This is a genomic window from Stenotrophomonas panacihumi (assembly GCF_001431645.1).
Classification (GTDB): Bacteria; Pseudomonadota; Gammaproteobacteria; order Xanthomonadales; family Xanthomonadaceae; genus Stenotrophomonas_A; species Stenotrophomonas_A panacihumi.
On the sequence record NZ_LLXU01000005.1, the window covers coordinates 1 to 12,031 of the forward strand.

Below are 12,031 nucleotides of genomic sequence, written 5' to 3' on the forward strand. Positions count from 1 at the left end.
CCACCGCGCCACCCCCAGCCGCCCATGCCGGTGCCGGTATAGAACGTATCGAGGGTCTGCCGCTGCTGGGTGATGATGTGGGCGGCCAGCGTGACCTGCCCGTCCGGCGCCTGCCGCCAGCCGAGCGCCTGCAGGCGCGCGTCGATGCCGTCGGTGATGCGCTGCTGCACCAGCGGCGAGCCGGCTTGCGGCCGCATGCCCCAGGTGTAGGTGCGGTACTTGGAGAAATCCACCGACGGGTCGTGGTCGGTCTTGACGGTGGGCGACGACGCGCAGGCTGCCAGTGCAAGCAGCGCGAGGGCGGCGAGGAATACGCGGGTTTTCATGGCGATCTCCTGTGGCGGGACGTAACGACGGGAACGCCGGCGGGCACCGGCGCGACAATCAGAAGCCGAAGCTGGCGGTCACGAGCACCGGATTGCCTTCGAAGCGGTTCTTGACGCTGAACTCGGAGACGTAGCGCACGCTCAGGTCCAGGTGTTCGCCACCAGACCATTTCTTGCCGTAGGTGAGCACGGGGCCGAGGCCGAAGGACCGCCCCTTGAAGCCATTGAGGCGGTCGGCGGTGTCGCCATCGTCGTCGCCGAGCTGCTGGATCCACCCACCGACCGCGCCGAACCCCCAGCCGCTCGGGGTGCGCTTGACCAGCATCGAATCCAGCCGCCACACCGGCGCGTTCTTGTAACCGGTGTCGTCATTGCGATCGTAGAAGTCGACGGCCCCGAGCACGCTGAACTCCAGCGTGCCCTTCTGGAACAGGTGCGTGTAGCCCACGCTCGGCGAGAACGTCCACACGTTCATGCCGGGATTGGCCAGCCGGTTCGGGTCGTATTTGGCGGTGGGCGCGTAGATGTAGACGCCCAGCGAAAGATGCTCCACCTGGCTGATGTGGTAGCTCGCCAGCACCGGTGCGAAATAGGCGTCGAACCAATCCGAGGTGCTGTCGCTGACCCGGCGCTGCTGCGCGCCGACACCCAGCGTCGCGGTGACGTCCGGGATGACGTACGGCGCCGTGACCATCGAGGCAAAGTTCCAGCGACCTTCGCCGGTGGGCCAGATGTAGACGCCGGTGGCCGACCACAGGTCCATGTTCGCGCGCAGGCCGAGCGAGACCTGGCCGGCGATCGGCGCCGGGCGGCTGCCGCCGATCTTGCCGTCGTAATGCAGGTAGCCCAACGACCACTGCATCCCGGGCTCGGGCGGGATGATGCCGGCATAGGCCTGGATCTGCGCGCCAGTCAGCGAGCGGCCCAGCGCGCCCTCCGTGGCCATGGCGGGCTTGGCGGCGAGTGCCGTCGCCAACGACAGCAGCGGCAGCCAGGCGGTACGGATGCGACCGAAGGGGGCGTGATGTTTCATGGCGCGGTCTCTCTGGAATCGGAAAGCGGTGCAACCTCTGCTTCCGCGCGCGTCTGTTCGCGCTCGCGGACTTCCTCCATGTCGCGTTCGAGGAAGTAGTTGAGGAACGTGCGGATCACGGCGATGGCCCCGAGTTGCCCGATGGCTTCCCAGGTCGGCGCGATGGCCGATTCGACGATGTCGGCGGCGAGCTGGAACGTCAGCGCGGCCACCAGCCAGCGGCCGTAATCCATCCACAGCAGGCGGCGCGCGTGGCCCTTGATGTAGCCGCGCGTGCCGCGCTCCTCTGGGTGGAAGACGCCGGCGAAGAACAGCTTCAGCGCGGCGACGAAGGAAATCACCGTGCCCATGACGATGATGAACAGCGCCATCAGGTCGATGATGACGATGACCGGCTCACTGGCGCGCAGCAGCCACTCATTGAGCATCGCCGGGCTCCTGTCGCACCACGCAGCGGAAGCCGACGTGGCAGGTAGCGGTGTCGATGGGCTGCGCCATGCGCGCGGCGGGGCGATAGCGGCGGCAGTAATTCGGCGCGCAGACGTGCGAGCCGCCCTTCATCACCCGGCGCGGGATCTGCGGGCCGGCGGCGCGTGCGTCGACACTGTCCTCGCGGCTGCCGCCACGCGGGTTCTCCAGCGTGCAGCATGCCTTGCCCGGCAGGCGGTCGTGGGTCTGGTACCAATCCGAGGTCCACTCCCACACGTTGCCGATCATGTCGTACAGGCCATAGCCGTTGGGCGGGAAGCTGCCGACGGGGGCGGTCCACGCGTAGCCGTCGAGCACCTGGTTGTCCCACGGGAATTCGCCTTGCCAGGTATTGGCCATGTAGCGGCCGTCGGGCACGAGTTCATCGCCCCACGCGAACTCGCTGCCTTCGCGGCCACCCCAGGCGGCGTATTCCCACTCGGCCTCGGTGGGCAGGTCCTTGCCGGCCCAGTGCGCGTAGGCCAGCGCGTCCTCGTAACCCACCTGCACCACGGGGTGGTCTTCCAGGCCTTCCAGGCTGCTGCCCGGCCCGCGCGGGTGGCGCCAGTCGGCGCCAGGCAGGTATTGCCACCAGTTGTGCAGGTTGCCCAGGTCCACGCGCCCCGGTGGCGGTACGAACACCACCGAGGCCGGCACCAGCAACGCGGGATCGGCACCGGGATAGTCCGCCGGGTCCACCGGACGCTCGGCCAGGGTGAGATGCCCGGTCGCCTCGACGAAACGCGCGAACTGGCGGTTGGTCACCGCGTGGCGGTCGATCGCGAACGCGCCCACGCGCACCTTCCGCGCCGGACGCTCCTCCGGGTAGTGGTCGTTGGAACCCATCACGAAGCTGCCGCCGGGCAGCTGCACCATGTCGGCGGGCGCGCGCCCGTCACCGTCGGCCGGACTCATGCGAATACCCTCCCCCAATCGTGCTTCATGCTGACCATGTGGAATCCATATTCGGCGGCCTTGTCCAGGCCCTCGTCGAGCGGGCTGACCAGGAACTGGCGGTCGTAGGCGGCTTCGCGTTCGCCGTCGTCGTGATGCAGCATCAGCGCCAGCCGCTCGCCTTCGCCGGCCAGCGTGTAGCGCAGCATCGCGACATCGCCATCGGAGTTTCCGAACGCGAGGATCGGCCGGCGACCGATGTGCAGGGCGATGTTGACCGGCTTCTCGGCGCGATCATCGAAGCTGCCCAGTTCGGGCAGCTTGCGCACCCAGGCGGTCGCCGGTGCGAGCTCCAGGGTGGCCCGGGTGCTGGAGCCGATCACCTGCTCCGGCGGCACGCCATACAGCCGTTCGGCCACGGTACGCACGAACTCGATGCCGCCGCCGGTGACGATGAACACCTTGAAGCCGTGCCGGCGCAGGTGGTCCATCAGCTCCAGCTGCGGCTGGTAGATGCAGGCGGTGAACAACCGCGCGTACTTGGGATGGCGCGCCTCGGCGAGCCACGCCTGGGCGGTGGCGCGAAACTCTTCCACCGTCATCCCCGCATGCACGGCCATCGCCGGCTCGAACACGTCGCGCTTGGGCAGGCCGTGCAGCGCCTTGAGATCGTGCGCGAGCAGCGCCCGGAACGCCGGTTTGGCCTTCAACGCGGGATCGGCCTCCGCCAGCCGCTCGACCTGGCTGAGCGTGAAGTAGATCTGCACGTACAGCGGGTACTCCGCCCACAGCGTGCCATCGTTGTCGAACACGGCCACGCGCTCGGCCGGCGGCACGTAGTCCGTGCTGCCTTCGGCCGTCACGCGCGAGACGAAGTCGATGATCGCCTCGCGCGTGGGTCCATCGTTCCATGAGGGCAGCGGTCGTGACATGCGGGAGTTCCTCGCCGGGCGCCGGGGCTCAGTGGCTTCCGGTCGCCGCGTCCTGCAGCACCTTCAACGCGTCGTCGATGGTGAAGCTGTTGGGACGCTGGATCGGCGGGAATTCCTTGAAGGTCGCCGCCCACTTGTCCGACACCGCGAACGCGCCGTAGATGATGTACGCGTGGTAGAGGAACCACTCGTAGTACGAGTTCGAGGTGATGTCGGCGAACTCGTACGGATCGGTGCGCAGGTTGAACAGCTTGGGCAAGCGCAAGCGGGTGAAGGGCTCGGCCCACAGTTGCATCGTGCCCTTCAGGCGCTGCTCCATGAACACGATCTTCCAGTTGTCGTAGCGCAGTCCCAGCACGTCGCCGTCGTCACTGAGGTAGACGAACAGGTTGCGCGGGCTCTTCTCCTGTTCCCCGGTCAGGTAGGGCACCAGGTTGTAGCCGTCGATATGGTTCTTGTACGTGCGCCCGATGGCCTTGTAGCCCTTCTTGCACTTCTCCACCACGTCCGGCTCGCCGGCCATCGCCAGGAAGGTCGGGAGCCAGTCGTGGTGCTGCACGATCTCGTTGGACACCCTGCCCGCCTCGATCTTCCCCGGCCAGCGCACCAGCATCGGCACGCGGAAGGCGCCTTCCCAGTTGGTGTTCTTCTCGCTGCGGAACGGCGTGGTGCCGCCATCGGGCCAGGAATTGCGGTGCGGCCCGTTGTCGGTGGAGTACATCACGAAGGTGTTCTCGTCGATGCCGAGTTCCTCGAGGAAGTCGAGCATCTCGCCCACGTTGCGGTCGTGGTCGATCATCGTGTCGTGGTACGGCGACTGCCAGCGCCCGGCCTGGCCGAGGCTGTCCTTCTTGGTGTGGGTGAACATGTGCATGTGCGTGGTGTTCAGCCACACGAAGAACGGCTCGTCGTTGTCGTGCGCGCGCTGGATGAAATCCTTGGCGGCGGCGACGAATTCGTCGTCGCAGGTCTCCATGCGCTCGGTGGTGAGCGGGCCGGTGTCCTCGATCTTCTGCTTGCCGACCTTGCCCCAGCGCGGCTGCACGGTGGCATCGTCCTTCTGGGTGGCCCAGCTGTGGATCACGCCGCGCGGCAGGATGCCCTTGCGGAACTCGGCGAACTCCGCCTCCGGGAAGTAGTCATACATCTCCGGCTCTTCCTCGGCATTGAGGTGGTACAGGTTGCCGAAGAATTCATCGAATCCATGGTTGGTGGGCAGCATGTGGTTGAGGTCGCCGAGGTGGTTCTTGCCGAACTGCCCGGTGGTGTAGCCCTGGTTCTTCAGCGCGCCCGCGATGGTGATGGCCTTTTCGGTCATGCCGATCGGCGCGCCGGGAATGCCGACCTTGGACAAGCCCGTGCGGTACACGCTCTGCCCGGTGATGAACGACGAACGCCCGGCGGTGCAGGACTGTTCGCCGTATGAGTCGGTGAACAGCATGCCTTCCCTGGCGATGCGGTCGATGTTCGGCGTGCGATAGCCCATCAGCCCCTGCGTGTAGCAGCTGAGGTTGCTGATGCCGATGTCGTCACCCCAGATGACCAGGATGTTGGGCTTGCGGGCGCCGGTGGCGGGCTTGCGTGCCGCGGCAGGGGCCGTTTTGGCGGGAGCGGCCTTGGGGGCGGCGGCCTTGGCGGCCGGGGACTTCCTGGCGGGTGCGGACTTCGGCATGACGGCGACCTCTTTCGAAAGGAAATGGAGGCTTGCGGTGGATCAGCCGGGCAAGGTCAGGTCGAACACCATGCTGGTGATGGCCACCAGCCCGATGCCCCACAGCAGGATCGCCGTGACCAGGCTCAACGACAGGGGATAAGGGCTCTCGGCGTGCACCAGCCCGTCGCGTGCCATGGCATCGCGTTCGGCGCGCAACGCGGCCATGTAACGGATGTGGTAGATGATGCCCAGCGTGAGCAGCACCACGCCCAGCATCACCAGTGCCAGGCCGAAGTTGCGCGGCGCGTCGCCGCCAAAGCCCACATGCAGCGCGTGCGAGATCATCTTGCTGAAGACCTGGTAGATCGTGAAGCCGAAGCCGATCAGCGACAGCGCGGTGCGGATGATCGACATCAGCGTGCGGTCCGCGCTCATCCGCGTGCGCTGGAACGAGAGCCCGGTGCGGCGCATCGACATCTCGGTGCGTTCGCCGGACAGGTCCGTGCGGTACTCCGACAGCGAGGTGCGGTGCTCGGAGAGCTTGGTGCGGTGGTTAGACAGCCCGGTGCGGTAGTGCGAATAGGTGACCGAGGCCGCATCCGCATTGCTTTCATCGACCTGCGGCAGCGGCGGCGGGTCGGTCTCGGTGAACTTGCTCGGCCGCACGGGCGGCTGGTCTGCGCGGGGATCGGGCGTGGGCGAAGGAGACATGGCAGGCTTCCGGCGCGAGGGGATCAGGGCTGCCCGTGGCGCTGCCGCCAGCGGCGCACCAGGCGGGCGATCGGCCCGCGCAACAGGAGATAGGGGATGAAGGCCAGCGCGATGGCGATCACCGGCGTCTCCAGCGGATGGCTGAAGCTGCCGAAGACCTTCAACTGGTAGATCACGTCCATCGCCACGCCCAGCAGCAGGATGCGCGCCACCGCGGTGAAGCCTTCGCGGAAGGTTTCCACCCGCGTGCCGTGGCGGCCGCCATGCACCAGCTTGTGGAAATACGGCGTGCGCCCGGTCTTCGCATCCCGGTAGCCGTCGATGGCGGCGGTGATGATCGCCATGATCGGCTGCAGCAGGAAGCGGAACGTCATCGGCCCGTCGGTGCGGGCCAGCATGTCGCTCCAGAACCGGTGCAGGAAGTCGAGGAAGGAATCCACGGTCGCCTCCGTGACGAGGCTTCCAGCTTCGGCCGGGCTGGCCATCACGCGCAATCGGGTTCCTACCAGTTTGTCGCCAGTATTTTTACTGACGCGGCCGACGCGGCGCGCTGGCATGTTGCAGCGCGTCCATGCTTTCCGGGGTGACGCCAGCCATGGCCGGCGACAATTTCTCGCTGATGCGCGGTGGGCCCACCCATCGCCTGCTCGACCGCCTGCGCCTGATCGGCCCGGGCACGCATTCGGCCGTCTGGCTATGCGTGGTCCTGGTGGCGCTGACCTTCGTTCCACTGGCGATGTATTGCGCGCTGGACGGCACGCTGTGGCGCAGCGGCGATGGCGTGCCGCTGCTGCGCGACTATGCGGTGCTTTCCCGCTTCCTGCTCGCGCTGCCGGTGCTGGTGCTGCTGGCGCCGCGCAGCGATGAGATCCTGCGCCAGGCCGCGCGCCAGTTCGCCCATGCCTCGCTGGTGGCGCCCTCGCGGCAGGTGGCGGTGCGGCAGGAGCTCGCCAAGGTGCGGGCGCTGCGCGATGCGCGCACGCCGGAACTCATCTGCCTGCTGGTGGCCCTGGCGGCCTCGGCGATCTACGGCCCCACGCTGGGCGATCGCCTGCCGGGCGTGGCGTCCTGGAGCGTGGATGCGCAGGGCCGGCTGACCCAGGCCGCGCTATGGCTGCATTACGTCTCCACGCCGCTGTTCCGCTTCGTGGTGCTGGTGTGGCTATGGCGGCTGCTGCTGTGGACGTGCCTGCTGTGGAAGCTGGCAAGGCTGCGCCTGGACCTGCATGCCAGCCACCCGGACGGCGCGGCCGGCCTGGGCTTCCTCGGGCTGGCCCAGGAGCGCTTCGCGGTGCTCTCGCTGGCCAATGGCTTCGTGCTGTGCGGCGCCTTCGCCAACCACATGCTCTACCTGGGCGAGAGCATGTTCACCCTGCGCTACCTCATCGCCGGCTACGTGATCGGCGCCAGCGCACTGGTGCTGGCGCCGCTGCTGCTGCTCGCGCCCACGATGGTGCGGGTGAAGCGCCACGCCCTGCTCCGCTACGACGCCCTGGGCAACCGCGCCGTGCGCACCTTCGACCGGCGCTGGCCGCGCGGCCTGCCCGCCGGCGATACCCGCGAGCTGCTCGATGCCCCCGACTCCTCCGCGCTGTGCGACTTCACCGGGGTCTACGGCACGATCAAGAACCTGCCCGCGCTGCCGATCGGCCGCTGGAGCGTGGTGCGGATCTTCCTGTACGCGGCCGCGCCGCTGGCGCCGCTGCTGCTGCTGGTGTTCTCGGTGGACGAACTGGCCGAACGCCTGTTCGGCCTGCTGGCCTGAGCCGGCTCAGGGCGGCGGGATGGATGCGGAGAGATACCGCTGGCCAGCGGCGGCGGCATGCACGGCGGGCAGCAGGTCTTCCACCGCGTCGGCCTTCAGCACGTAGCCGCATTGCCCGAGGCTGAGCGCGTGGCGCACCACCTGCGGTTCGGCATGCACGGTGACGAACACCACGCGCGGCGCATAGCCTTCCTCGATCAGGCTTTCCACCGCCTGCAGGCCGGTGATGCCGGGCATGGAGATATCGGTGACCAGCACGTCCGGGTGCATCTCCCGGGCCATGCGCACCAGCGCCAGGCCGTCGTTGACCGTGGCCACGACCTCGCAGTCCTGCGCGAGGATCGCCCCCAGCTCGCGGGACATGGCCCAGCCATCCTCTGCCAGTAGCACACGCACGCGGCTCATCGGTCGGTCCCACGGGTGGGAACCTCATCGTGCGCGTCCCGGGGGTGGCAAGACCACGGAAAAACAACCGGCGCGGGCAAAGTAAAACTACTGTTGCACGCACCCGCTCAGGCGTGCGGCATGATCAAGCCTTCCTGCTCGGCCCGGCGCACCAGCTCCAGCGTGCCGTGCACGCCCAGCTCCTGCATGATCGCGTACTTGTGCGATTCCACCGTGCGTACGGAGACGCCCAGCTCAAAGGCGATCTGCTTGGAGCGCAGGCCGCGGGCGACGTATTCAAGCACCCGCTGCTGCTTGTCGGTGAGGTTGCGGCGGCGGCGCTGGGCGGTGGCGATGGCGTTGGCGGCCAGCGTCGGGGTGACGTAGGTCTTCCCCTCCAGTACCTGCTGCGCCGCGTACAGCAGCTCCTCGCCGGCCGCGTTCTTGAGCACGTAGCCGCAGCCGCCGGCGCAGATGGCCCGCGAGGCCATCTCCGAATCGGCATGCATGGTGAGGAAGATGAAGGGGATATCGATGCCTTCGTCCTGCGCGCGTCGCATCACGTCGATGCCGGTCATGCCGGGCATGCTGATGTCGGCGATCACCAGGTCCGGGGTTTCCCGGCGCACGGCATCGAGCAGCGAGTCGCCATCGAACACCAGCGCGATCACGTCGAAGAACTCCAGCAGCAAGCGCTCCACGCCTTGCGCCACGAGCAGGTGATCGTCGGCCAGTACCAGGCGTCGCCGCATTGCGCGCGGCGCGCTTTCCATCATCCCAAGAGCCATGCGCAAATCTCCATCAGCGTGGCAAGGCGAACGCCGACGCATGCCGTGTCGGCGAGGCCTTTGGTTCCCGGGACGCCCCCCAGGTCCGATGCGTGGCCAGCGTATCGCCACAGCGTGAATTCCTTGTGATTCATGCGTGAAGAAAAATGCCTTCTTTTTGGCCACTTTCACGCCCGTCGAAACATGCATAATCCGCGAGCCGAGATGCGAACCACGGCGCAATCCCACGGATGGATGCGGAGGCGTTGCAGGCAGTGGGCAGTCCTGGACGAATCGCACATGACACACGGGATGCCGGTGGGTATCGGCCGGGGCGCGCGCGTGAACAATTCATCCACGCACTGACGTTGTGCCTGTTGTGCTTCTTCGGCGAGCAGTTCGCCGAACTGCTGTGGGTGCAGCAGCAAGGCATCGCGGCCTTCTGCGTCGCACCGCCCTTGCTGCTCGCCTGGCTGCTGACGCAGCCGCAACGCACGTGGGCGGCGGCCATCGTCGGCGCCACGTTCGGCATCTGGCTGGCCCTGCCCACCCTGCCGGGCACACCGTGGTTCGCCCCGCTGTTGCTGGCGACAGGCTTGCCGCTGCCGCCCCTCGGGCTGGCGTGGCTGGTGCGTCGCGATGGCCAGTTGCAGTGGCCACCGGTGAACTTTCCTTCCGGCGCACGCCTGCTGCTGGCAATGGGTGCGGCGCTTCCGGCGCTGGACGTCAGCTGGATCCAGGCATGGTCCCAGCTGTTCGGCATCCAGTACGCGCGCAACGAGCTGCTCGGCTTGCTGCTCACCCATGCGGGCGGCTACCTGCTGCTGGTGCCCATCACCATGGCGCTCACGCTGCCGCATGCGTCGCGGCCGGCCACGGTGCTGGCGCGCGATATCGCGATAGCGCTGGTGTTGTTGGCGCTCCCGTTGTGGCTATGGTCGCCGCTGGCGGGCGTCTTGCTGCCGTCGGCGTTGATGACGCTTTCGGCCAGCGCTTTGCTGTTGTGGATGCTGGTGCGCTTCGGCCTCGGCGGCGGCTGCCTCGCCTTGCTGGCGTGCGGCGTGGCGGGCATGGCGTATTCGTTGCGCGGCGCCGGGCCGTTCATCGGCCTGCGACCACACGCGGCGGCACTGAGCATGCAGGCGTGGGTCTGCGCGGTGGCCGGTGCGCTGTGGCTGCTGTCCGTGGCGCTGGAGCAGCAGCGCGCCGCGGCGCGGCGGCTGTGCGATGCCTATCGGCAGCTCAGTGACCTGACCGGCCGCATCCTGGTGGTGCAGGAAGAAGAGCGCACGCGCATCGCGCGCGACTTGCACGACGACATCAACCAATCGCTGGCGGCGCTGTCGATCCGGCTGAGCTATCTCAAGCGTGGCGTGGAGGAGCCGCAGCGCGAGGCGGTCGCCGAGGTGCAACAGGAGTTGCTGAAGGTTTCCAACGACATCCGCAACATGTCGCACGGCCTGCATCCGGCCATGCTGCGTTTCACCGGGCTGGCCAGCGCGCTCACCGGGTTCTGCCAGGGCCACGGGCAGCGCTCGACGTTGCGCGTGCATTGCGATGTGGCGCCGCCGGACGGCCTGGGCGATGCGCGCGAGCTGAGCCTGTTCCGCATCGTGCAGGAAGCGCTCAACAACGTGGAGAAGCACGCGCATGCGCGCCAGGCATGGGTGCAGCTGGGCGCGCAGGACGGCCACTGCGTGCTGTCGATCAGCGACGACGGCATCGGCCCGCCCTGCGCGCATGGCCAGCGGCCCGCCGGGCTGGGGCTGATCAGCATGGGCGAACGCGCACGCCTGCTCGGGGGGAAACTGAGCATGCAACCGCGCGAGGGGGGCGGCACGCACCTGGAGGTACGGTTTCCGCTGCCCGAGGATGCGCGCTAGGCGTATCACCGCCCGAACCTTTGCCGCTACCATCGCCCCATGACCCGCCGCCGGCGGCGATGGTCCAGCGAAGGGGAAGGCATTGGCCACAGCCAGGAAGTCCGCGCGCCGCAAGGGCGAGGCGACCACGATCGATGAAGTGGCGCGCCTGGCCGGCGTGTCGCCGATGACGGTGTCGCGGGTGGTGAACGGCAAGGTGCACGTGCGCGAGAGCACGCGCGAGCGGGTGATGCGGGCGGTGAAGCAGCTCGGTTACACGCCCAACCTGGCAGCCAGTTCATTGGCGGCGGCGCAGACGACGCGCATCGCGCTGGTCTACACCAACCCCAGCGAAGGCTATCTGCGCCAGCTGTTGGTGGGTGCGTTGCGGGGCAGCGCGCGCGCGGCGGTGCAGTTGGTGGTGGATGCGTGGGACGAGGTGGACCCGGAAGCCGAGCGCGAAGCGGCGCGGGTGCTGGCGCGCAGCGTGGCCGGGGTGATCCTGCCGCCGCCGTTGTGCGAGTCGCCGACGGTGGTGGCCGAGCTGGTGGAAGCCGGCGTGCCGGTGGTGGCGATTGCGTCCGGGCGCGAGGAGAGCGACATCTCGCGCGTGCGGGTGGACGATTTCCTCGCCAGCCGCGAAATCACGCGACATCTGATCGCACTGGGGCATCGGCAGTTCGGTTTCATCCAGGGGCATCCGAACCAGACGGCGAGCGCGCGGCGATTCGAGGGCTTCCGCGCGGCGCTGGAGGAAGCGGGCATCGGGCTGGAGCCGGCGTGGGTGCAGCCCGGGGAGTTCACGTATCGCTCGGGGCTGAAGGCGGCGGAGAAGCTGCTGGGGCGCAAGCATCGGCCCAGTGCGATCTTCGCCAGCAACGACGACATGGCGGCCGCGGCGATTTCCGTGGCGCATCGGCGCGGGTTGGATGTGCCGCGCGATCTGTCCGTGGTCGGGTTCGACGATACCTCCGCGGCGACCAACGTGTGGCCGGAGCTCACGACGGTGCGGCAGCCGATTGCGGCGATGGCCGATACGGCCGTCGATATCCTGATGCGAGGGATACGGCGGCAGGACGCTACGCCGGTCGACAAGGTGCTGGCGCATACGCTGGTCAAGCGTGGGTCCGTGGCAAAGCCGCCTGCTGGGTGATCGCTGTGCGCTGAAGGTTGGCTCGTCTGTTGGTGCGTCGCCTGGCGCGCGGGGGTATGCCCTGGCGGGGGACGCCGAAAGC

General features: G+C 68.0%; 13 protein-coding genes. 3 read left to right on the top strand and 10 right to left on the bottom strand.

What is annotated here, in order from left to right; translation table 11 throughout:
* From ARC20_RS00425 to ARC20_RS00460, 8 genes are all read right to left on the bottom strand, one after another.
* The coding region (locus ARC20_RS00425) for a DUF4136 domain-containing protein (RefSeq protein WP_152983936.1) at window positions 1-326 on the bottom strand (326 nt) is incomplete at its 3' end.
* Window positions 327-384: 58 nt separating this feature from the next.
* Window positions 385-1,359, bottom strand: coding sequence for a SphA family protein (locus ARC20_RS00430; RefSeq protein WP_057642667.1), 975 nt, complete (start codon window positions 1,357-1,359; stop codon window positions 385-387).
* A complete protein-coding gene (locus tag ARC20_RS00435; protein ID WP_057642671.1) occupies window positions 1,356-1,787 on the bottom strand; it encodes a DUF1622 domain-containing protein in 432 nt (143 codons plus the stop codon). The genes ARC20_RS00430 and ARC20_RS00435 overlap by 4 nt, the downstream gene beginning before the upstream one ends.
* Window positions 1,777-2,742: a formylglycine-generating enzyme family protein gene (locus tag ARC20_RS00440; RefSeq protein WP_057642674.1), complete on the bottom strand. Its 966-nt coding sequence runs from the start codon at window positions 2,740-2,742 to the stop codon at window positions 1,777-1,779. Before ARC20_RS00440 ends, ARC20_RS00435 begins: the two co-directional genes overlap by 11 nt.
* Window positions 2,739-3,653, bottom strand: a complete 915-nt coding sequence (locus ARC20_RS00445) for an HAD family hydrolase (protein ID WP_057642677.1) — start codon at window positions 3,651-3,653, stop codon at window positions 2,739-2,741. Before ARC20_RS00445 ends, ARC20_RS00440 begins: the two co-directional genes overlap by 4 nt.
* 28 nt (window positions 3,654-3,681) lie before the next feature.
* Entirely contained in the window at window positions 3,682-5,325 is a 1,644-nt protein-coding gene (locus tag ARC20_RS00450) for an arylsulfatase (protein WP_081417953.1), read from the bottom strand.
* Window positions 5,326-5,367: 42 nt separating this feature from the next.
* Window positions 5,368-6,018 carry a YidH family protein gene (locus ARC20_RS18685; protein WP_057642679.1) on the bottom strand — a complete coding sequence of 217 codons (651 nt, stop codon included), beginning with the start codon at window positions 6,016-6,018 and terminating at the stop codon, window positions 5,368-5,370.
* Window positions 6,019-6,041: 23 nt separating this feature from the next.
* A complete protein-coding gene (locus ARC20_RS00460; protein ID WP_108143495.1) occupies window positions 6,042-6,458 on the bottom strand; it encodes a hypothetical protein in 417 nt (138 codons plus the stop codon).
* A 155-nt stretch (window positions 6,459-6,613) separates the two neighbouring features.
* Here ARC20_RS00460 and ARC20_RS00465 point away from each other — a divergent pair, with 155 nt between their 5' ends.
* Entirely contained in the window at window positions 6,614-7,783 is a 1,170-nt protein-coding gene (locus tag ARC20_RS00465) for a hypothetical protein (protein ID WP_057642682.1), read from the top strand.
* Window positions 7,784-7,789: 6 nt separating this feature from the next.
* Here ARC20_RS00465 and ARC20_RS00470 read toward each other — a convergent pair whose 3' ends face one another.
* Both ARC20_RS00470 and ARC20_RS00475 read right to left on the bottom strand, forming a co-directional pair.
* The gene (locus tag ARC20_RS00470; protein ID WP_081417954.1) at window positions 7,790-8,188 is read right to left on the bottom strand and encodes a response regulator; all 399 of its coding nucleotides are present in this window, start codon (window positions 8,186-8,188) and stop codon (window positions 7,790-7,792) included.
* Window positions 8,189-8,295: 107 nt separating this feature from the next.
* Window positions 8,296-8,919, bottom strand: a complete 624-nt coding sequence (locus ARC20_RS00475) for a response regulator (RefSeq protein ID WP_237642472.1) — start codon at window positions 8,917-8,919, stop codon at window positions 8,296-8,298.
* A 383-nt stretch (window positions 8,920-9,302) separates the two neighbouring features.
* Here ARC20_RS00475 and ARC20_RS00480 point away from each other — a divergent pair, with 383 nt between their 5' ends.
* Together ARC20_RS00480 and ARC20_RS00485 are read left to right on the top strand one after the other, a co-directional pair.
* The gene (locus ARC20_RS00480; RefSeq protein ID WP_161809448.1) at window positions 9,303-10,817 is read left to right on the top strand and encodes a sensor histidine kinase; all 1,515 of its coding nucleotides are present in this window, start codon (window positions 9,303-9,305) and stop codon (window positions 10,815-10,817) included.
* An 82-nt stretch (window positions 10,818-10,899) separates the two neighbouring features.
* Window positions 10,900-11,949: a LacI family DNA-binding transcriptional regulator gene (locus ARC20_RS00485; RefSeq protein WP_057642695.1), complete on the top strand. Its 1,050-nt coding sequence runs from the start codon at window positions 10,900-10,902 to the stop codon at window positions 11,947-11,949.
* Window positions 11,950-12,031 lie beyond the last annotated feature (82 nt).